The 20,244-nt window shown below is 73.1% G+C and carries 17 protein-coding genes; 12 read left to right on the top strand and 5 right to left on the bottom strand.

Annotated features, from left to right (window positions below; genetic code table 11):
- Nucleotides 1-3 precede the first annotated feature (3 nt).
- Together IPL61_26855 and IPL61_26850 are read left to right on the top strand one after the other, a co-directional pair.
- Nucleotides 4-783: a hypothetical protein gene (locus tag IPL61_26855; protein ID MBK9034841.1), complete on the top strand. Its 780-nt coding sequence runs from the start codon at nt 4-6 to the stop codon at nt 781-783.
- Nucleotides 780-1,985, top strand: coding sequence for a substrate-binding domain-containing protein (locus tag IPL61_26850; GenBank protein MBK9034840.1), 1,206 nt, complete (start codon nt 780-782; stop codon nt 1,983-1,985). Before IPL61_26855 ends, IPL61_26850 begins: the two co-directional genes overlap by 4 nt.
- A gap of 186 nt (nt 1,986-2,171) precedes the next feature.
- Here the strand turns inward: IPL61_26850 and IPL61_26845 are convergent, their stop codons facing one another.
- Nucleotides 2,172-2,765: a hypothetical protein gene (locus tag IPL61_26845; protein MBK9034839.1), complete on the bottom strand. Its 594-nt coding sequence runs from the start codon at nt 2,763-2,765 to the stop codon at nt 2,172-2,174.
- Between the two features lie 44 nt (nt 2,766-2,809).
- Here IPL61_26845 and IPL61_26840 point away from each other — a divergent pair, with 44 nt between their 5' ends.
- The 3 genes from IPL61_26840 (at nt 2,810) to IPL61_26830 (ending at nt 5,798) form a co-directional block, all read left to right on the top strand.
- Complete coding sequence (locus IPL61_26840; GenBank protein MBK9034838.1) at nt 2,810-3,904, top strand: DUF1028 domain-containing protein; 1,095 nt, start codon at nt 2,810-2,812, stop codon at nt 3,902-3,904.
- A 52-nt stretch (nt 3,905-3,956) separates the two neighbouring features.
- Nucleotides 3,957-4,547, top strand: coding sequence for a sigma-70 family RNA polymerase sigma factor (locus IPL61_26835; protein ID MBK9034837.1), 591 nt, complete (start codon nt 3,957-3,959; stop codon nt 4,545-4,547).
- A 213-nt stretch (nt 4,548-4,760) separates the two neighbouring features.
- Nucleotides 4,761-5,798, top strand: coding sequence for a hypothetical protein (locus IPL61_26830; protein MBK9034836.1), 1,038 nt, complete (start codon nt 4,761-4,763; stop codon nt 5,796-5,798).
- Here the strand turns inward: IPL61_26830 and IPL61_26825 are convergent, their stop codons facing one another.
- Nucleotides 5,799-8,618 carry a serine/threonine protein kinase gene (locus IPL61_26825; GenBank protein ID MBK9034835.1) on the bottom strand — a complete coding sequence of 940 codons (2,820 nt, stop codon included), beginning with the start codon at nt 8,616-8,618 and terminating at the stop codon, nt 5,799-5,801.
- Here IPL61_26825 and IPL61_26820 point away from each other — a divergent pair.
- The 3 genes from IPL61_26820 (at nt 8,508) to IPL61_26810 (ending at nt 11,866) form a co-directional block, all read left to right on the top strand.
- The gene (locus IPL61_26820; protein ID MBK9034834.1) at nt 8,508-9,974 is read left to right on the top strand and encodes an SEL1-like repeat protein; all 1,467 of its coding nucleotides are present in this window, start codon (nt 8,508-8,510) and stop codon (nt 9,972-9,974) included. The genes IPL61_26825 and IPL61_26820 overlap by 111 nt on opposite strands.
- Nucleotides 9,938-10,465, top strand: a complete 528-nt coding sequence (locus tag IPL61_26815) for a hypothetical protein (GenBank protein MBK9034833.1) — start codon at nt 9,938-9,940, stop codon at nt 10,463-10,465. The genes IPL61_26820 and IPL61_26815 overlap by 37 nt, the downstream gene beginning before the upstream one ends.
- A gap of 192 nt (nt 10,466-10,657) precedes the next feature.
- Nucleotides 10,658-11,866: a hypothetical protein gene (locus IPL61_26810; GenBank protein MBK9034832.1), complete on the top strand. Its 1,209-nt coding sequence runs from the start codon at nt 10,658-10,660 to the stop codon at nt 11,864-11,866.
- Between the two features lie 43 nt (nt 11,867-11,909).
- On the opposite strand, the gene IPL61_26805 is transcribed toward IPL61_26810, so the two are convergent.
- From IPL61_26805 to IPL61_26795, 3 genes are all read right to left on the bottom strand, one after another.
- Nucleotides 11,910-15,359, bottom strand: coding sequence for a PAS domain S-box protein (locus IPL61_26805; protein MBK9034831.1), 3,450 nt, complete (start codon nt 15,357-15,359; stop codon nt 11,910-11,912).
- Between the two features lie 107 nt (nt 15,360-15,466).
- On the bottom strand, nt 15,467-16,114 hold the full coding sequence (locus IPL61_26800) for a hypothetical protein (protein ID MBK9034830.1): 648 nt from the start codon (nt 16,112-16,114) through the stop codon (nt 15,467-15,469).
- Between the two features lie 23 nt (nt 16,115-16,137).
- On the bottom strand, nt 16,138-16,515 hold the full coding sequence (locus tag IPL61_26795; protein ID MBK9034829.1) for a hypothetical protein: 378 nt from the start codon (nt 16,513-16,515) through the stop codon (nt 16,138-16,140).
- A gap of 50 nt (nt 16,516-16,565) precedes the next feature.
- Here IPL61_26795 and IPL61_26790 point away from each other — a divergent pair, with 50 nt between their 5' ends.
- The 4 genes from IPL61_26790 (at nt 16,566) to IPL61_26775 (ending at nt 20,145) form a co-directional block, all read left to right on the top strand.
- Nucleotides 16,566-17,201: a thrombospondin type 3 repeat-containing protein gene (locus IPL61_26790; protein ID MBK9034828.1), complete on the top strand. Its 636-nt coding sequence runs from the start codon at nt 16,566-16,568 to the stop codon at nt 17,199-17,201.
- Between the two features lie 1,306 nt (nt 17,202-18,507).
- Nucleotides 18,508-18,909, top strand: coding sequence for a suppressor of fused domain protein (locus tag IPL61_26785; protein MBK9034827.1), 402 nt, complete (start codon nt 18,508-18,510; stop codon nt 18,907-18,909).
- Nucleotides 18,910-18,954: 45 nt separating this feature from the next.
- Nucleotides 18,955-19,515 (top strand): hypothetical protein, encoded by a 561-nt coding sequence (locus IPL61_26780; protein ID MBK9034826.1) that lies wholly within the window; start codon nt 18,955-18,957, stop codon nt 19,513-19,515.
- 192 nt (nt 19,516-19,707) lie between these two features.
- The gene (locus tag IPL61_26775) at nt 19,708-20,145 is read left to right on the top strand and encodes a DUF4265 domain-containing protein (GenBank protein ID MBK9034825.1); all 438 of its coding nucleotides are present in this window, start codon (nt 19,708-19,710) and stop codon (nt 20,143-20,145) included.
- The last annotated feature ends 99 nt before the right edge of the window (nt 20,146-20,244 follow it).

Genomic DNA, 20,244 nt, shown 5'->3' with positions numbered 1-20,244 from the left:
GCCATGGCCGCCCGCTCCGCCTTCGCCCGCATCCTCGCCCGCGCCGCCATCGGCCCGGTCAACCTCGGCGTCGTCGGCGCCGCGGTCGCGGGGGCGGTCGCGCTGGCGAGCTGGCCGATCGCCCTGCTCGGCGGCGCCGCGTACGTGGCGCTGGTCGCCGCCGACGTCTCGAACCCGGGCTTCCGGCGCACCGTGCTGTCGGGCCGGGCCGAGCGCCCGGCGCTGCCGGCGCCCAAGACCGTCGCCGACCCCGCGCTGCGCAAGGCCGCCGAGGCGGTGGCGACCGCGCACGCCGAGATCGAGCGCATCGCCGCGGCGGTGCCCGACCGCATCCGGCGCAACGTCACCGGCGCGCTGGCGGCGACCGAGGAGCTGATCAGCCACGCCGCGGCGCTGGTCGTGCGCGGCGACGCCCTGGCCCGCTACCTGGCCGGCGCCGCGCGGGCCGAGGCCGCGGCCGAGGTGACCCAGCTCGACGGCCTCGTCGCCGCGGCGACCGACGCCGCGGCCCGCCGCCAGTACGAGCTCGCCGCCGAGGCCGCCCGGGGCCGGGTCAAGGCGCTCGACGAGATCGAGGTCGCGCACCAGCGCATCCTGGCCAACCTGACCCGGCTGGTCGCGGCGCTGCGCGGCGTGCCGACCAGCCTGATCCAGCTCCAGGCCCTCGACGACCAGGCCTCGGACGCGCTCACCGGCGACGTCGGCGGTGAGCTCGATCGCATGAACATCGAGCTGCGGGCCTTCGAGGACACCCTCGCGACCCTCGTGGAGGTTCCAACGTGAAGCAGAAGTGGATCATCGTCGTCGTGTTCGTCGCGTTCGCGGCCCTCCTGGTCGTGCTCGTGAGCGGCAAGAAGAAGTCGTCGTCACCGCCCGGCGCTGGCTCCGGCACCGGCACGGCCGCCGGCACCGCCGCGCCGCCGCAGGGCGGGGTGACCAAGATCGAGTTCATGTACTCGAGCGAGAAGAAGGACTGGGTCGAGGCCACGGTCGCGGCGTTCGAGCAGGCCAACCCCGACGTCGACGTCGTGCCGGTCAGCAAGGGCTCGCTCGAGGCCGCCGCCGCGATCCTCGACGGCAGCGCCAAGCCGGTGCTGTGGAGCCCGGCCGACTCGCTGATCGTCAACCTGCTCGCCACCGACTGGCAGACCAAGTACGGCAAGCGGCCGTTCCCGGCCGATGGCGAGGCCGGGCCCCAGCAGCTCTTGCTGTCGCCGCTGGTGTTCGCGGTGTGGGAGGACCGGGCCAAGGTGCTGATGGCCGCGTCGGGCGACGACGGCCTGAGCTGGAAGGCGATCCACAAGGCCGTGTCCTCGCCCAAGGGCTGGGCGGCGATCGGCGGCAAGCCGGCCTGGGGCTTCGTCAAGCTCGGCCACACCGATCCCAACAAGTCCAACTCGGGCCTGCAGGCGCTGTTGCTGATGACGCTCGAGTACTACACCAAGACCAGCGGCCTCACCGTCGACGAGCTGCTCGACGAGAAGTACCAGACCTGGGTCAAGGAGATCGAGCGCGGCGTGCCGATGTTCGAGGCCTCGACCGGCACGTTCATGACCGACATGGTCCGGTTCGGCCCGTCGAAGTACGACATCGCGGTGGTCTACGAGAGCCTGGCGATCTCGCAGCTCGAGAACGCCCAGGGCCGCTGGGGCAACCTGCACATCTACTACCCGCCGGTGACGCTGTGGAGCGATCACCCGATCGTGCTGCTCGGCGGCGACGCGGTCACGCCGGCCCAGGCCAAGGCCGGGCGCCGGCTGATCGACTACCTGCGCGGCCGCGACGCCCAGAGCCGCGCGCTCGGGTTCGGCTTCCGGCCGGCCGACACGTCGATGCCGATCAAGACCGCCGACGGCGCCAACCCGTTCACGCGCCTGGCCCCGTACGGGCTCGCGCTCGAGCTGCCGGCCGCGACCACGCCGCCCGACGGCGCGGTCATCCGCAACCTGCTGATGATGTGGACGCGGGTCGCGCGGCCGCAGTGAGCCGCGGGACGCGCGCTGCATGAGCACGAGCCGCGTGGCCAGGAGCCGTGAGCCGCGCGCCGTCTGACCGTGCGGCGCAGCGCGGCCAGGCCGCGCCCGGCCCGCAGACCGAGCGCACCAGCGGCGCGGCCGCAACCACGGCCGGACCGAGCGGCGCGGACCGAGCGGCGCGGACTGCGCGCCGCGTCAGCGCTTGACGATCGTCACGGTCAGCACCGCCTGGAGCTGCGGCGCGCTCGCGCTCGAGACGTTCGCGGTGGCGGCGCTGGGATCGATCGAGATCGCCTTGACCTCGATCGAGTGGTCGCCCGGCGTCAGCGTGTAGCTGCGCGCGAACGACCAGTTGGCGATCATCTGGCCGACGGTCGTGGTGTTGGCGGCGACGACGCGGCGTACGCCGCCCTGGTTCGACGCGACGCCGTCGACGAAGATCGCGACGTCGACGACGGCGTACGCGGCGCCGAGCCCGGTGCACTGGATGCCGCCGTTGGTCGCGACCTGGACCACGGCGTCGGCTGGCACGTTGACCAGCTGCGACAGCCCGGGGATCGTCGTGTAGCTGGTGAGGCCCGCGGTCACGGCGAGCTGGCCGGTGCCGTAGACCTCGCGCACGTCCTGGCCGGTGGTGCCGGTGGGGCCGGGCACGCCCTGCTGGCCGGGCTGGCCGGGCTGCCCAGGCGGACCCTCGGGGCCCTCGGGGCCGACCTCGCCCTCGACGCCACCGGGGCCGGCGCACGCGGCGCACGTGAGGAGCAGAGCGACGATCGTCTTCGCGCGCATCGCGCCGACGCTACCAGAGGCCGGGGCGGTGTGTACGATGCGGCATGCGCGCGCTCGCCGTCGTCCTCGTCGCGGTCCTCGGCTGCAGCAAGTCGGCGCCGCCGCCGCCGCCGCCGCCGCCGCCGCAACCGGTCGCGCCCGCCGCGCCGGCCGCGTGCCTGCGCGACGTCGGCCAGGTCCAGCCCGCGCGCGGCGCCCCGAGCGAGCCGCTGCGCCCGACCCACACGTTCTCGATCGTCGCGCGCGATCCGGTCACCGGCGATCTCGGCGTCGCGGTGCAGTCGCACTGGTTCGCGGTCGGCGCCGGCGTCACCTGGGCCGCGTCGGGCGTCGGCGCGATCGCGACGCAGTCGTTCGCCGAGCCCGCCTACGGCCGCAAGGGCCTCGAGCGCATGACCGCCGGCGCCAGCGCGCCCGACGCGCTGGCCGCGCTCCTGGCCGAGGACGCCAAGCGCGACGTCCGCCAGGTCGCGTTCGTCGACGCCCAGGGCCAGGTCGCCGCGCACACCGGCGCCGCCAACATCCCGTTCGCCGGCCATCACCTCGGCGCCGGCTACTCGGTCCAGGCCAACCTGATGGCCAACGACAAGGTCGTGCCGGCGATGGCCAAGGCCTACGAGGGCGCCACCGGCGATCTGGCCGCGCGCATGCTCGCGGCCCTGGCCGCGGCCCAGGACGCCGGCGGCGACGTCCGCGGCTGCCAGTCGGCGGCGATGCTGATCGTCAAGGGCACGCCCTCGGCCGAGCCGTCCCACGACACGCTGGTCGACCTGCGCGTCGACGACGCCGCCGATCCGATCGCCGAGCTGACCCGGCTGCTGGCCCTGCAGCGGGTCTACGACCACATGAACGCCGGCGACCTCGCGGTCGAGCACGGCGACGTCGCCGGCGCGCGCGATCACTACGGCGCCGCCGCGGCCGCCGCGCCCGGCCTGGCCGAGGTCCGCTACTGGCAGGCGGTCGGCCTGGCCAGCGCCGGCGATCTCGACGGCAGCCTGCCGATCTTTCGCACGCTGTTCGCCGAGGACCGCCGCTGGATCGAGGTCACCCGCCGCATCCAGCCGGCGGTGGTCCCGGCGACGCCCGCCGGCGACGCGTTGATCGAGAAGATCCTCGCGGTCGCGCCGTCTCCAAAGTGAGGTGGCGCCCCCGATCGTGAACTCATGCTCGCGGGGTGATACTGTGGAAGCGATGGACGTCGATCGCGACCTGCTCGAGCGCTGGCGCGGTGGCGACCAGGCCGCCGGCCGCGATCTGTTCGCGCGCTACTTCGATCCGCTGTTCCGGTTCTTCGGCAACAAGTGCGGCGAGCCCGACGAGATGGTCCAGGCGACGTTCTTCGCGATGGTCAAGGCCCGCGATCAGTTCGCCGGGCGCTCGAGCTTCCGCACCTACCTGTTCACGATCGCGCGCAACGAGCTGTACCGGCACCTGCGCACGCTCAAGCGCGAGCGCGAGTTCGATCCCGAGCTGTCGTCGATCGCCCAGATCGCGACCAGCGCCGGTGGCAAGCTCGCCCGCAACGAGGATCACCGCCGCCTGTGCGCCGCGCTCCGCTCGCTCACGGTCGAGCAGCAGACCCTGCTCGAGCTGCACTACTGGGAGGGCCTCGACGCCGCCGCCCTGGCCGAGGTGTTCGACGCCGGGGTCCAGGCCATCCGCCAGCGCCTGTCGCGAGCCCGCGCCGCGCTGCGGGACGCCATGGCCGCCGCCAACGCCGCGCCACCCCACGCCCTGGCCACGGTCGACGACCTCGACACCTGGGCCCGGGCGCTGGCGTAGGCCTCCGAGATTTCCTCGCATCGCCCCGGCGGCTGCGACGACATCTGGCGCGGCGGCGCAAGTGCACGGGCGCAGTCGGCGATTTTGTTTCGAGAATTTCCGTTCAACTTCAGCTGGTTGAATCGCAGGACACCCGTTTCGGGTGAGCGGTCACACGATCCTCGGTCACAACCGGGCCGGCCAGAATCTATCCAGGCACACCCTGGAGCTGGCATGACCCGAACCCACCTGGCACTCCCGTTCGCACTCCTCGCCCTCGCCGCGTGCGTCGACGAGACCGAGGATCGTCTCGGCTCGACCGATCACGACCTGATCGCATGTCCGAAGTGGGGCTGCAGCGAGAACTCCCCGATTCTCGGGCCCTTTGGCATGCACGAGCTCGAGGAGCTCGGCACGCCGAACGACGCCGGCATCTCGGTCATCGCGCTGCGGAAGGGCGCGGCCAGCTATCGCGTGGACGTCGCCGCCGATCGGCTGCGCGGCCTGAACCCCAACGGCTCGATCGGCCTGCAGGGGGCCGCGCTGATCGGGTCCACGATCCGCCTCTCGACGCCCAGCGGCCCGGCGTCGCTGCACATCATGAACGTCTCGGAGACGGTCAAGTTCTGGCGCGGCCCGGCGACGACGGTCGAGACCTACGAGCTCGGCTGGACCGGGGCTGGCTATCCGAACATGGCTGCGCCGTACCCGCTGTGCCTGAACCCGCCGAACCGACTCGACGGCGAGGGCCAGTACTGGCTCAAGCCCTACGAGGCGATCCTCTACACCGGCGATCGCTACGACGCCGACGCCAAGCTCGTGACCGCAGCGAGCTACCGGGGCGCCGGGACCTGGTTCAACATCGCCTGCGCTGGTGGCGCGCTCGCCAAGCTGCACCTGAACCGTCACACCACCGCCGGGACGGTGGCGGGCTTCCAGTCGACCGTGCCGCAGCGGCAGGCGATGCTCAAGATGTACACTGGCGACTTCTGCGGCACCGGGGAAGCGTTCACGCGGCAGGGCACGTCGCTGCGCTGGACCAGCGACCAGGGCGGGAGCAGCGTCGGTGGTGGCACCGCGTCGTACGAGTCGCTGTGGACGGCTGACGGCGCGATCTGTCTCAGCACGCACCGGCTCCACGGCTCGGCCTACGACATGGACGCGGAGCTCGGGGCGACGTGCGCGCTGCCGACGTGCTCGTCGGTCGCCGGGTTCCCCGGCCCCGCGGGCACCGGCGCGTACCTGCTGACCCAGAGCGCTGCGATCCCGTGATCAGGTCCGCGCGCGCAGGGCTGCCAGGGCCCAGCGTCGGCGCGCGATGATGGGCCGCGGCGCGCTCGCCGTCAGCCGATCGAGCAGCGCCGACGCTGCGTCGATCAGGCGGCGCGCGCGCTCGGGTTGGTCCGCGCGCAGCGCCGCGAAGGCGCCGCCGAGATCCAGGTCGGCGGCGTAGAGCACGATCCACCAGGGCGAGGTCGGCGTGATCTCCGGTCGCGCTGCGACGAACGCGGCGAGTCCCCGCGCGTCGGGGCCGTCACCGGCGAGCGCGTAGGCGCGGGCGGTCGCAACGTGTTGATCGTCCGCGCCGTGGGCGCTGGCGGCCTCGACCTGGCGCGCGAGCCGGTTGACCGCGGCGACGTCGAAGCGCCCGGCGGCGATGATCAAGAGCTCGTGGTCACACTCGCCGATCGATCCGCCCAGGTGGGGGTGGAGCGCTACCAGGGCGTCGCAGACCGGCGCCAGCGCCGTCCAGGCAGCGTCGGGGTCGGCGATCAGCTCGCCGACCACCGCGCGCGCGTCGAGGGTCGATGGATGGTTGGCACCGAGCAGGCGGCTGCGGGTCTCGACCAGGGCGCGCCCGAGCTGCGCCTGCGCGGCCTCGTCGTCGGTGATGACCAACAGGCTCATCAGACCCACGCTCATCTCGATCGCCGCGCTGCCGGTCAGGCCGGCCGAGTCGGCGCGCGCGCGCTCGAACGCGGCCCGGGCCGCGGCGCGGTCTCCGCGGGCCAGCTCGACGGTGCCGACGTTGTGGTGCAAGAGCGCCCGCGGAAACGCCGCGCGATCGTCGAGACGGCGGGTGATGGCTTCGATCAGCGGCAGCCCATCGGTCGCGCGCGCGGGCCCGGCCGTCGTCGCGATCGCATACGCCGCCCGTGCGTACGCCTCGATCGCGAGCGGCTCGTCGCCGACCTCGAGCGCGAGCCGCGTGGCCTCGGTGAAGCGGGCCCCGCCGCGGTCGTCGCGTGATTGCGCGAGCGTGATCCGGCCGCTCGCCAGCAGCGCTCGGGCCACCAGCGGCACGTACCCCAGGGCCTCGGCCCGCGCGACCGCCGCGTCGGCGTCGCGGGTCGCGGCGTCGGTGTCGGCGGCGTCGCGCTCGACGTCGACCCGCGCGATCAGATCGGCGATCGCGTCGGCCTCGTCGGCCTGGGCCGGCGTCGGCGGCGCGACCGGCGACGCCAGCGCGTCGTCGTCCTCGCAGGTGGCCAGCTCGGGCAGGCCGCCGACGGCGATCACCAGGCCGGGCAGCGCGTCGATGGCGGCGCGCCCGGCCAGCTCGCCGAGCGTGGCCAGCGCGGTCTTGCGCCGGGCCAGGCAGGCGGTGCGGCGATCGTAGGCGGGCTCGGACAGCTCGCGCCGCTGGTGGGCCTGACACGACGCGCGGTGGATCGACGCCCAGTCGCTGGCGTAGCGATCGAGCGCGCCGATGATGCGCGGCACCGACTCGCGGGTGTAGCCGCCGGTCAGCGCGGCCAGGTGGCTGTTGGCGGCGGTGCGCCGGGCGCCGCCCCAGCTCGCGGCGATCGCGCCGGCGCTGCCCTGGCACGGCTCGGGCGCCTGGTTGGCGCGACCGAGCGTGAACGCCGCGGCCACCGCGCCGAGCGCGACCACGCCGCCGCCGTAGAGCGCGCGCCGGCGCCAGCGCGTCGCCGGATCGAGCGCGAGCGCCGCGAGCAGCGCGTCCATCGACGGGAAGCGCGCGTCGGCCGTCGCCGCGGTCGCGCGGGTGAGGATCGGCTCGAGCCAGCGTGGCACCGGCCCACGCGCGGCCACCGCCTCGCGCAGCGCCACGCCCAGCGCGTACTGATCGACCGCGGCGGTCAGCGCCAGGCCGCTGCGCTGCTCCGGCGCCATGTACCGGGGCGTGCCGGCGATCTCGCCCAGCTCGTCGGTGGCCTCGCGCGCCAGGCCGAAGTCGAGCACGCGCACGCGCCCGTCGGCGCCGAGGATCGCGTTGTCGGGCTTGAAGTCGCGGTGGACCAGGCCGGCCCGGTGCGCGGCGGCGAGGCCGTCGCCGCACTGCCGGTAGGCGCGCACCAGCTCGGGCACGCTGGCGCCGTCGGTGGCGACCGTGCGCAGGGTCTTGCCCTTGACCAGCTCCATCACCAGGAACACGCCCTCGCGCGCCTCGAACACGTCGTAGATCGGCACGACGTTCGGGTGCGACAGCCGGGCCAGCGCCCGACCCTCGTCGCGGGCCCGGGCGCGGGCGTCGTCGTCGCCGGCCGACGCCAGCTTGAGCGCGACGCCGCGGTTGAGATCGGGGTCCCACGCCGACCAGACCACGCCCATGCCGCCGGCGCCGGCGCGCTCGATCAGCCGGTACCGACCGACCTGCACGGCCGCCACGTCGCCGAACAGCGCCGCCGCCGCCTTGGCCTTGGCCAGCGCGCGCTCGAGCGGATCGGCCATCGGCGCCGCGCGCACCGGGTGGCCATGGCCGACGGTGCTGGGCGTCGCCTGCGCGCGGGCGTGGTCGGCCCGCTCGGTCGGGGCCGCGGCCGCGAGGTCGCCAGCCCGCTGGGTCGCGGCCGCGCCGTCGGCGCGCGGGGTCGCGGCCGCGCCGTCGGCGCGCGCGTCATCGCGGCGCGGCGTCTCGGGCACAGTCGGGGCGAGCGGATCGGCCATGGCGCGCGACGGACACGATAGTATCCCGCCGTGGATGTAGCCGCAGACGATGGAGGCCTGACCCGGCCGGTGCCCGGCGCGCTCGAGTACGTCGGCCTGGCCGCGGGGCTGGCGCCGTTCCTGTTCCGGCTCGCCCGGGCCGAGACCCGCACCGTCGACGGCGTCGTCGTCGCGGTCCACTTCCGCGACTGGGTGGCGCTCGGCGGCGGCGCGCTGGCGCTCGCGGTCGGGCTGCTGGCGCTCGCGCGGGTGCGGCGGCTGGCGCGCCGGCAGCGTGGGCTGGCGGTGGCGATCGCCGTCGGCGTGCTCGGCCTCGGCGTGGTCCAGGTGCTGCGCGGCGTCGGCACGATCGGCGGCCCGTCGGTGGGCGCGCGCGCCGCGGTCACGGTGCCGACCCCGCCGCCGCCGCCGCCCGATCCGGTCGCGGGCTGCGCGGCCGGCGACGGCGCCGCGTGCGCTCAGCTCGGCCTGGCCGCGGTCGATCGCGCCGACTGGAGCGACGCGCGCGCGCGCTTCACCGCCGGGTGCGAGCTCAAGCACGGCCCCGCCTGCAAGGCCCTCGGCGTGCTGTACCAGCACGGCGACGGCGTCGACGCCAACCCGGTCAAGGCCGGGACGCTCTACGCCCAGGCCTGCGATCTGGGCGAGCGCCAGGGCTGCCACCTGCTCGGCGGCCTCCGCGCCGCGGGCCTCGGCGTCGCGCAGGACCTGGTCGGGGCCGCCGGCATGTTCCGGCGCGCGTGCGAGCAGGGCTACAACCCGAGCTGCTACGAGCTCGCGCTCCTGTTCGACCGCGGCGCGGGCATCGCGCGCGACGACGCCCGCGCGTTCGCGCTGTACGCGCAGACGTGCGAGGCCAAGGACGCCCGCGGCTGTCGCAACGCCGCGGTCATGCTCGACGCCGGCCGCGGCGTGGCCGTCGACGCGGCCCGCGCGCTGACGATGCTCGACCGCGCGTGCGAGCTCGAGCACGGCCAGGCCTGCGGCGAGCTCGGCGACCTCTACGCCGCCGGCACCGGCGTGACCAAGGACGGCGTGCGCGCCCGCGGCTACTTCGAGCGCGCGTGCACGCTGACCTACGGCGAGGGCTGCAACAAGCTCGGCGGCATGGCCGAGCGCGGCGACGGCGAGCCGGTCGATCTGGCCAAGGCCGACCAGCGCTACGCCCAGGCGTGCGACCTGGGTGCCGGGTACGGCTGCGCGAACCTGGCGCGACGGCGCGGCGGGCTGCCCGCGCAGCGCGACCTGTATCAGCGCGGCTGCGAGCTCGGCGCCCGCGGGGTGTGCGTCGATCTCGGCATGGCGGCGTACCAGGGCAAGGCGCTGCCCAAGGATCTGGTCGCCGCGCTGGCGCTGTTCGAGCGCGGCTGCGACCTCGGCGATCCGGTCGCGTGCCGCAACGCCGCGATCCAGTACTTCCGCGGCGAGGGCGTGGCGCGCGACCGCGATCGCTCGCACGCGCGGTTCGTGCAGGCGTGCGCGGGCGGCGACGCGCCGTCGTGCAAGGACGCGCCGTCGTGCAAGGAGCTGCAGTAGCGATGCCGCTGGTCGCGGTGCACCGCGCGCTCGATGAGGTGTTCGCGCGGGTCCGCGAGCTCTTGCTCATCGGCGACGGCGCCCGCGCGGCAGCGGTGCTGACCAGCTACCGCGCGCTGACCGAGGCCCACGCAGCGGCCGAGGAGGCCGCGCTGGTGCCGCTGCTCGACGCGCGCGCCCGCTGGCCGGCCGAGCTGTACCTCGGCCAGCATCGCAAGCTGTTCGAGGCGATCGATCGCCTGGCCGCCGCGTGCGGCGCGGTGGTCGTCGGCGCCCCGGGCTGGCGCACCGCGGCCCTGGCCGCGCTCGACGCCGCGGTGCCGCTGCACCACCTGGCCGAGCACCACCACCTCGCCGAGGAGCAGGATCTGTTCGCGGTGGTCGCGGCCCAGGCCCCCGAGCGCCTGGCGGACGTGGCGGCGCAGTTCTGGGTCGAGCTCGACGGCCACCGCGCGATCCTCGAGGACGCCGACCTCGCGCTGGCTCGCTGACGGGCGGCTGGTGCGCGCCCGCTGACGCCGGCCGACTGCCCCGTCGACCACACCGCGGTCCGTGGTCCGCGGCCGCCCACGGAGCGGGACCTGCAGATCCATCCGGCCGACCCATCACCGGGACGTCCAGGTCTCGACACCCAGCGATGTCGGGGCCTTGGCGTTGGCGAACGGCTTGCTTTGAGCAGACCCATGCGCACCGTCCTCCCCGCCGCCCTCGCCCTCGCCGTGCTCGCCTGTGGCGGCGTCGATCCGGTCCCGGCCGTCGACGCCACCAACCCCGACGCCGCGGTCGACGCACCGGTCGACGCACCGGCCCCGACCTGCGACGTGTCGGGCATCCCCGCGTACGTGCCGATGCCGATCGTCGAGCAGACGGTGCTGCCGAGCCTCACCGCGCAGGGCGGCGAGGTCATCAACGACACGCTCCAGGGCACGCTCAAGCGCCACTACCTGGTCGTGCCCGGCGCGGGGCAGCCGCGCCCCGACAAGGTGTTCCTGTGGCTGGCCGGCTCGGGCGCCGAGCCGCACCAGTTCACCAACATCCTGACGATCGCCGCGTCCGCCGGCTACGTCGGCATCTCGCTCGCGTACGACAACGAGACCCAGGTCGCGCAGCTGTGCAGCAGCGCGACGGTGCCCGCGTGCAACAGCCGCATGAACCTGGAGTGCGGCGATCAGGTGCGGCGCGAGCTCATCTACGGCCGCGACGTGTCCGACACGCCGTGCATCGACGTGCCGCGCCCCGACTCGATCGAGCACCGCGTGATCCGGCTGGTGCAGTACCTCGACGCGAACTTCCCCAGCGTCGGCGTGCGCCAGTTCCTCAACGCCGCCGGCGACGGCCTGGCCTGGGACCGGTGGGCGATCGGCGGCTGGTCCCAGGGCGGCGGCCACGCCGGGGTCCTCGCCGGCGATCACCTGGTCGCGCGCGCGCTGTACATGTCCAAGGCCGGCGACTCGGTGCTGTGCCCGCTGACCTCCGCCGATCCCGACCGCGACTGCGACGTCGACGGCGACGGCCTGTTCGATCCGACCAACGAGGACGAGCTGATGGTGCCGGCGCCGGCGTCGCTGCGGCCGCGCCTGACGCCCGGCGGCCGCCAGTTCGGCGCGATCCACGAGCGCGAGGGCGCCTGGAACTACAGCCGCGAGACCTTCGAGGCGTTCGGCATGGGCGCCAAGGCCGACGCCGTGCGCGTCGACGGCCTCGGTCCGTACCCCGCCGCCTACGCCGACCTCCAGTGCGCCCACGTGTTCTCGACCGACGCCGCGCCGAACTCCGACCCCAACGACTTCCACATCTCGATGGCGATCGACGCCGCGATGGCCCGCGACGCCAATGGCGACCTCGTGCTCGCGCCGATGATCCGCTACGCGCTCGGCGTGCCGGTGCCGTGAGCCGCGGGCGCGCGTGCCCCACCGGGTTCGGGCGCCGCCGCCGTCACGGGTCGAGCAGCGTCCGCGCCAGCGCGAGCAGCTGGTCGGTGGCGAAGGGCTTCTGCACGAAGGCCTGGCCCGCGTCGAGCAGGAGCTCCACGCCGGCGATCCGTTCGCTGTAGCCCGAGGTGAAGATGACCTTGAGCCCGGGCTGGTCGCGCTGCAGGCCCGCGGCCAGCTCCCGCCCGCCCACGCCGCCGGGCATCGCGAGGTCGGTGATCACCAGCGCGATCTGCGCCTGGTGCGCGTGCCAGACCGCCCGCGCGGCCACGCCGTCCGCGGCGTCGAGCACGCGGTAGCCGCCGGCCTCGAGCGCCCTGCGCATCAACCGGCGCAGGGCCGCGTCGTCCTCGACCACGAGGACGGTCTCGGTGCCGCCGCGCGCGCTGGGCCGCGGCGCCGCCTCGACGGGCTCCGCCGCGTACGCCTCGTGGACGGGGAGGAAGGCGCTCATCTTCGTGCCGCGTCCGACGACGCTCTCGACCTCGAGCCAGCCGTGGTGCTGCTTGACGATGCCGAAGACGCTGGCGAGGCCCAGGCCGGTGCCGTGGCCCACCTCCTTGGTGGTGAAGAACGGCTCGAAGATGCGCGGGATGATCTCCGGTGCGATGCCAACGCCCGTGTCGTTCACGCTCAGCCACACGTAGCGGCCCGCCGCGACCTCGGGGCTGTCCTGGAGCTCACCGGCGTCGACCTTGCGCGCGCCGGTCTCGACGACGATCCGCCCGCCCTGGGGCATCGCGTCCCGGGCGTTGACGACCAGGTTCATCATCACCTGCTCGAGCATCCCCGCGTCGGCGCGCGTGATCAGCGGCCCGGAGTGGAGGTGCAGCTCGAGGTGCACGTCCTCCCGGAGGAGCCGCTGGAGCATCTTGGCCACGTTGAGCAAGATCTCGTTGAGGTCGATGCGCGTCGGCTGCATCACCTCCTTGCGGCTGAACAGCAGCAGCTGCCGGGTGATCTTGGCCCCGCGCTGGGCGGCCGCCAGGATCTCGCGCATCGACTCCTGGAGCGGCGCCGGCGCCTGGTCGTCCAGCGCGGCCAGCTCGCTCTCCATGATGATCACGGCGAGGATGTTGTTGAAGTCGTGGGCCACGCCCCCGGCGAGCTGGCCGATGCTCTCCAGCTTCTGCGCCTGGAGGAACTGCCGCTCGAGCTGCCGCTCGCGCGTCACGTCGCGCTTGACGGCGGCGTAGTTGATGACGGTCCCGCGCGGATCGCGCACCGGCGAGATCGTGGCCTCCTCCTCGTACAGCGTCCCGTCCTTGCGCCGGTTGACGAGGCTGCCGGACCAGACCTCACCGCGCTTCAGCACCGCCCACATCGCGCGATAGAACGCCGCGTCCTGCTGACCGCTCTTGAGCAGGCGCGGGTTCTGGCCGAGCGCCTCGGCGCGCGTGTAGCCCGTCGAGCGCTCGAACGCCGGATTGGCGTAGACGATCGCGCCGCGCAGGTCGGTGATCAGGATGGTGTCCGACGCCTGCTCGACCACGGTCGCGAGCTCGGTCAGCGCCTGCGCCGCGCGCCGCTGCTCGGTGATGTCGTGGAACGTCGTCACCACGCTGGTCCGGCGGTCCGCCGAGTCGAGCACCTCGCGCGAGTTGATCGAGAGGAGCCGGCGCTGCGGGTCCCCGACGTCGACGCTCATGATGAAGTTGTCGACCGGCCGCCCGGTGCGGCTGGTGACGATCGAGGGGAGCTCATCGGTCGGGAGGAGCGTGCCGTCCTCGTGCTGCGCGCGCCAGCGGGGATCGACCGCGCGCGTCCCGATGAGCTGGTCGAGGGGCAGCCCGAGCATGTCGGCGGCGTGCTGGTTGGCGAGGAGGACCTTGTCGTCGACGTCCCGCACGACCAGGCCCTCGCGCATGGCGCTGAGCACCGAGGCGTGGAGCGCGTCGCGCTGCTGCAGCAGCTCCGCGCTCCGCTTGCGCTCGGAGATGTCGAAGAACGTCACCACGATCTGGACCAGCTGTCCGTCCTGGTCCCGATGCGGGTGCGCGTCGCACTGCACCCAGACCGGGTCCGCCAGGGCCGGCCGGCAGATGCCCAGCTCGAGGCGCTCGACGTGCCCGCCGCTGGCCAGCGCCCGGCTGACCGGATACTCCTCCGGCGGCATGCGCGTGCCGTCGGTCCGCACGAAGCGCCACCCGGGGTCGTCGGCCTTGCGGGCCTCCATCGCGTCCTGCGACAGCCCGAGCAGCGCCACGGCGACCGGGTTGGCGTAGCGCACGGAGCTGTCCGGCCCGTGCGCCACGAGGCCGATCGGCATGCGCTCGAGCAGCTCGCGGACCTCGCGCTCGCGCTCGGCGAGCCGGGCCTGCGCGCCCTGGAGCTCGGTGACGTCGGTGGAGATGCCGCAGATGGCGGCGATGGCCCCGCCGGCGTCGTGGATCGGAAACTTGGTGGTGATGAAGGTGCGCGGCCCCTGCGGCAGGTCCTCGACATGCCCGATGGTGTGCGGCTGGCCGGTGCGGATGATCTCCAGATCCTGGGCCGTGCGCTCCGCGGCGATCGCCGGCGGCATCAGGTCGGTGTAGCGCTTGCCGAGCAGCTCCGCCGCCGGCCGGCCGGCGAGCTCCTCGAGCTTGTGATTGGACAGGATCAGCCGGCCCGCCAGATCGAACGCGAAGATCATGGCCGGGGACTGATCGAGGATCGTCTGCAGGCGCGCGTGCGCCTCGCGCAGCGCCCGTTCGATCCGCACGAGCTCGGTGATGTCCTCGTGCGCGACCACCACGCGCACCGGCGCGGGCCCGGCGAACCGGGTCACCCGACCGAGGAACCAGCGCTCCTCCGTCGGCGCGTGGCACGGATACTCCAGCGAGTACTCCTGCTGCCGCTCGTCGATGACGGCGCGCAGCCCCGCGGCGAAGGCGGCGGCGTCGGGTTGCTCGGGGCCGGTCGCGGCGTCGCAGACGGCGAGGTAGCTGACGCCCGGCCAGGCCACCTGCACCCCGTTGGCCTCGGCGAAGCGATCCCAGGCCGCGTTGGTGGCGATGATCGCCCCGCGCTCGTCGAGCACGCAGATGTGCGCGGCGAGCGAGTCGAGCGTCCCCTGGACGAACCGCTGGGCCTCGGCGCCGGCGGCCTCAGCCCGCTTCCGCGCGGTGAGGTCGCGGCCGATGCCGAGCACCACGTCGGGGCGCCCCTCGTGCCGGACGAGCGAGGGCTGCAGCTCGAGCACCAGGCTGCGCCCGTCCCGGCAGCGCACCTGGTACTCCACCAGCCGCTCCAGGTGGCCAGCCGTGGTGAGTTCGCGCAGCTGCTGGAGCGCCGACGGGAGCTGGTCCTCGGAGAGCAACGACCCGAAACTGTGCGATGAGATCTCGTCGGCGCGGTAGCCGAGCAGGTCCAACGCCGCCGGGTTCGCATCGAGGAAGTTGCCCGCGAGGTCGGCGAGGAAGACGAGGTCGCGGGAGCGCTCGAACAGCGCCCGGAACAGACCTTCGGGCATGCTCCGCGCCGCCGCTGACGGATCCGGTACAGCGCTCGTCCTCACATCGACCATTGACTACCTCCGATGCTTGCCGCGAACATCGGAGTGTACCCCAGTCGACGGTGCTAGCTCGGCGCTCTGGAGGAGCGCGCCGGGCGCGGCGACCGGACGCCCGCGAAGGTCAGTGCGGGGTCAGCTGCAGGCCGAGCTTGACGTCGACGTCGGTGGGGTCGCCGTCGCCGTCCTGACCGGCGGAAGGTCCACTTGGTCATCAGGCCCTCGACGCAGTCGCTGAGCTTGTCGTCGACGCCGGCCGCGCGGTGGTCGGTGACCGCGCCGCGGTCGGTGACGGAGAAGGTCAGGGTCACCTTGCCCGAGAGCGTGCCGTCGGTGACCAGCGACTTCTTGTAGCAGCGCTGCAGGCCGCCGATGTACGTGGTCGAGATCTTCCTGATGATCGAGTCGACCGACGGGTCGCCCGGCGGGGTCGGGGTCGGGATCGGCTTGATCCGGCCCGGCGGGCCGACCTCGGGGTCCTTGGGCAGGGCGGTGATCACGGTCGGGCGATCGATCACCGGATCCTGGCCGGTGCCGACCCGCGGCGTCGCGTCGCCGGGACGCACCCGCCCGGTCTGATCGCCGATCGACGCGGTCTGGTTCGAGTCCTTGATCTCCCGGAGCTGCTGCGCCAGATCGGTGCCGGGCTTCTTGGCGGTGAGGTCACCGACCAGCGGGCCGTCGGTGCCGTCGGGCGCGAACAGCAGGTCGGCCATCCGGGTCGCGTCGACCGGCTCGGTCAGGGTCGGCGTCGACGGCCGCGTGCTCGGCCCCGGCGTGCTCGGGCGCGTCGTCGGGGTCGGCTCGGCCGGCCTGGTCGTCGGCGTCGGCGTGGCCTGGGTGCCCGGCCCGGATCGGTCGGCGGCTGCTGCACGTCGAAGATCGGATCGCTGGCGTCGATGATCGCGACCGTGTCATCGCGGTACTGCTCGGTGGCCCGGTGCGCCATCGTCGGCGTCGCCGGCGGGTCGTTGAGGTGCGCGGCCACCATCAGGCCGACGTGCGCGACGATCGACGCAGCGACGAAGGCCGCGACCCGCCCGTCGATGCGATCGGCCAGCGTGGCCTGGAGCGCGCGGGGCAGCGCCGCCACCGGCGCGCGCGCGGGCAGCCGCACGCCCTAGCCGAAGAGCGGGAGGATTCGAGGACTTGGAGTGCGTCGCGGACATGTACAAGCAAACGCGCGACCAGCGGCGACGATCTAGCGGGGGGCGGGCGGCGGAGGCAGGGGCGCCCGGCGCGGGCGTCGGCCTCCGAGGGGGGCGCCCGGGTAATCGCCGTCACGGCCGTGGGCAATCGCTGTCACGGGCGGTGAGCCCAAGGCGGTCGCCGTCACAGCGGTGGGCGATCCGGGGGCGGTGTGGCACGATCCTGGTTGCGCGACACCTCGGTCCAGCCGATTGTTCGGCCATGTCTGTTCGACGCGCGCTCAGCCTTGCCCTGGTCGGTCTCCTCGCTACCTCCTGCGGCCCGTCGGGGTCCGGGGACGACGACGACGACGTCATCGACGCGGGGATCGACGCCTCGGTCGACCAGGACGACGACGGCATCCTCGACACGCTCGACAACTGCCCGACGATCGCCAACCCCGACCAGGCCGACTTCGACGGTGACGGCCAGGGCGACGCCTGCGACCTCGACGACGACAACGACGGGGTCGACGACATCAGCGACAACTGCCGCTTCATCCCCAACACCGATCAGTCGGACCTCGACGACGACATCATCGGCGACGCCTGCGACGGCGACGACGACAACGACGGCGTCCTCGACGACCGGACAACCTGCCGGACCCAGCCTTAACGCCGATCAGGCCGACAGCGACGGCAATATGGTCGGCAACGCCTGCCAGGGCGTGCTGAACCCGCAGATCGCCGGCAAGATCCCGGGCGGCGGCTCCGTTCACCGTCGGGTCGCGACCGCCGGCCGGTACTGAACGTCGTCGTCCCCAACGCGCGCCGCTGACCGTCGCGGGCTGCCGACCGACGCGGTGATCATCCATGCCTGGCTCTACTGGGCGGTCATCGGCACCACCACGACGATGGTCGATCCAAGGCAGCCCGGTCACCGGCACCATCCTGGGCATCACGCCCGACACCCGCTGGGGCATCGGCATCAACACGCTCTACCGCGACGTCACCGCTGATCACCGGCAACGGCACTTTACACGGTCAACGGGCTGCCGTCGCGCACCGACCGCGTCTTCGACAGCCAGGGGTGTCAGCCCGTCGTGATGCACCAGGACCCCAACGACGCCCGCAACAACTTCGTCGTAGATCAAGGACGGCGCGCTGTAAGAGCAGGGCGCGCCGATGACGACGGTGCTGACCGGCGTGCCGGTGCCCGGAGGGCTACGAGACCGCCACGGTCACGCACATGGTCCTCGACGGCCAGCCCCAGGCCGACGACACGCTCACGATCAACGGCGTGTCCTACGGCGGCAACGACGCCTTCCCGGGGCAACGTCGGCGCGATGTGGGACGTCCGCATCGACGAGATCACCGCGTCACTGCCGCCGGCCCAGGCCGATCTGACCAACATCACCGGCACCGTCACCGCGATCGGGACGACTGCGTCGGGCCGCTGTTCATGTCAGTCGCCGTGACCAACATCGGCACCGTGATCATCGGGCGTGAGGTGCCGGCTCGCGCGGCCGTCGTCCCGGTCGCGCCGGCGCCGGCCGCGGTCCAGCGCACCGCCCCGCCGTCGGGTCGACCCGGCACGCGCCACCGCTGATCGCCGCGCGCGCGATGGCGAGGGCGGGTTGGGGGTGTGGTCCCATGGGCGCGTGGGTGAGGGGTTCCGTTCGCCGGTGCACGGGTGACCGGCGCGTTCAAACAGAATGAGTGGACCAGATGTCTACGAAGCTCGGTGGACACGTGGCGACGGCTGCGACGACGCGCTCGGCGGTCATCGCGCGATCGAATGGACGTAGGCAAGGCACGTCACAGGGAGCGAGCGTGAGTTCGTCCAGCCCCGTCGAAGACCACATGGCGCGATACTTTGGCGAGACGCTGGGCCAGCCGTCTGCGGGCACATCGCTCGAGTTCCCGGTCGTCCGCCGGTCGGGCTGGCGGCGCAGCAGATCTCGATCTGGTCGACCTTCGGGATGAGTCGACAAACGCTGAAGCACCGACGGACTGCGCGGCCGGTCCGGCAGGAGTTGGTCTTTGCGTCTGACGAGAAGTACGACTGTCGTGAGATCCCCACGGCGCTGGCGCTCGTCGCCGCGGTCGCTGTGGACACGGGCATCGGGTTCGGGCCGGGCTACGTCACGGAGCTCCCTGGCTGCATCCCAGGTACTCGAATCTCGGCCATCGCGACCTATCAGCCGACGCTCTGGCCGGATGACGCCGAGTCCGTCGTCGGGATGGACGTGCCGACGCAGGTGCGGTGGCTGCTGCCGCTGTCGCCGCATGAGTACGGGCTCGTGCGCGGCAAGGGGATCGAGGCGCTCGAGCAGTACCTCGAGCGAGATGATGTCGACGTCCTCGACCTGGTCCGACCCTGATCCGACCCTCGCGTGCAGCTGCCCCCTGCGCAGAGATCCACCGCCATGAACCCGCGGGTCGCCGATAGTCTCGTTCGCGAGCTCCTCGCACAGGGCTTTGATTCTGCGCTTGACGGCCCGAACCACGCCCTCGGCATCACTCGGTCGGCGCTTCCGACGGTGAAGCTCGGCGAGCGCCTCGTGCTCATGGGCCGTAAGCGATATTCCGCAGCACGCGCGGTCGAGGGCGAACCCGCGGGCCGGGCCCCCGCGGTGGCCGAGGACGCCGCAGCGTTCCTGACGGCCATCGATGGCGTCTTGGTCGAGCTCGGATTCGAAGGAGCGGACGAGCGTGGGCGGCTGTGGCGCGCCCGGTTCGTGCAAGCGCTGGTCGAGGTCGGGTTCTGCGTGGACGGTTCTGGTCCGAGCGGCGTCCAGGTCGCGAACCTCGAGACGCTGTCGACGACCAGGCTGTGTCGCTGGATCAGCGACGTGGTCGATCGCCGTTCCGCGACGGCCGAGCTGCGCCTCGACAAGACCGACGCTGACGCCGAGTTCATGACCGACGTGACGCTGCTCCTGGCGGTGTTCGAGCGCGAGCTGGAGGTTGCGCTCGAGGAGCTGTAGCCTGGTGGCGCCGCAGCGCACCATCGCCAGGCTGTCGATGCCGCCCACCCACCGCCGAAGCGGACAGATGATAGAAAGACCTGAATCGAAGAGCCTGGAGTCAGCGCTGGCGGATTGCCGGGGGAGAATCGGCGAGGCGTTCGACGCGTCGACCGATGGCGAGCGCACGTGCGCATCGGTCGGCGGTGACGAATGACGGGCCACATCAAGATCGCGTTTCCGTGTACAGGGCCAGGCGGCGAGCAAGAAACCGAGACGATGTGGGCGACCGCAGTCGTCGACGGATACCAGGTCGACAACATCCCCTTCTACGCGACCGGCCTGGCCTGCGGAGACGTCGTGTCGGCGCAGCCGCAGCTCGACGGCATGTTGCGGTTCGTCGGGCTGACGCGCAGCGGGGGCCACACCACCGTCAGAGTGGTCATCCCCGAACCCAAGAAGGTCGGCGAAGTCCGGGCCGCGCTCCGAGCCCTCGGATGCGAATCAGAGGGGAGCGACGTCCCATGTCTCGTCGCCGTCGATGTCCCACCCGACGTGCGCTACTCGGATGTGCGTGCCCTGTTGGACAGGCTGCTCGCTGAAGCCGTCTTGGACTACGAAGAAGCTTGCCTTGGGCAGGCCGACGATTGACGCTGCCTGTGAGGGATCGCGCAGCCATGATCCAGGCGGAGTCCCTCGAGGTTCCTCTCGTCGCAGCGCTCGTGGAGTCGTCGTCATGAGAAACCAGCC

The organism is Myxococcales bacterium (assembly GCA_016717005.1).
GTDB lineage: Bacteria > Myxococcota_A > Polyangia > Haliangiales > Haliangiaceae > UBA2376.
This window is presented reverse-complemented; position numbering and strand designations above follow the sequence as displayed.

Coding starts and splice junctions, on each gene's coding strand:
- IPL61_26855 (MBK9034841.1), top strand. CDS start 4: ATGGCCGCCCGCTCCGCCTTCGCCCGCATCCTCGCCCGCGCCGCCATC.
- IPL61_26845 (MBK9034839.1), bottom strand. CDS start 2,765: ATGCGCGCGAAGACGATCGTCGCTCTGCTCCTCACGTGCGCCGCGTGC.
- IPL61_26840 (MBK9034838.1), top strand. CDS start 2,810: ATGCGCGCGCTCGCCGTCGTCCTCGTCGCGGTCCTCGGCTGCAGCAAG.
- IPL61_26835 (MBK9034837.1), top strand. CDS start 3,957: ATGGACGTCGATCGCGACCTGCTCGAGCGCTGGCGCGGTGGCGACCAG.
- IPL61_26830 (MBK9034836.1), top strand. CDS start 4,761: ATGACCCGAACCCACCTGGCACTCCCGTTCGCACTCCTCGCCCTCGCC.
- IPL61_26810 (MBK9034832.1), top strand. CDS start 10,658: ATGCGCACCGTCCTCCCCGCCGCCCTCGCCCTCGCCGTGCTCGCCTGT.
- IPL61_26805 (MBK9034831.1), bottom strand. CDS start 15,359: ATGCCCGAAGGTCTGTTCCGGGCGCTGTTCGAGCGCTCCCGCGACCTC.
- IPL61_26800 (MBK9034830.1), bottom strand. CDS start 16,114: ATGGCCGACCTGCTGTTCGCGCCCGACGGCACCGACGGCCCGCTGGTC.
- IPL61_26790 (MBK9034828.1), top strand. CDS start 16,566: ATGTACAAGCAAACGCGCGACCAGCGGCGACGATCTAGCGGGGGGCGG.
- IPL61_26785 (MBK9034827.1), top strand. CDS start 18,508: ATGAGTCGACAAACGCTGAAGCACCGACGGACTGCGCGGCCGGTCCGG.
- IPL61_26780 (MBK9034826.1), top strand. CDS start 18,955: ATGAACCCGCGGGTCGCCGATAGTCTCGTTCGCGAGCTCCTCGCACAG.
- IPL61_26775 (MBK9034825.1), top strand. CDS start 19,708: ATGACGGGCCACATCAAGATCGCGTTTCCGTGTACAGGGCCAGGCGGC.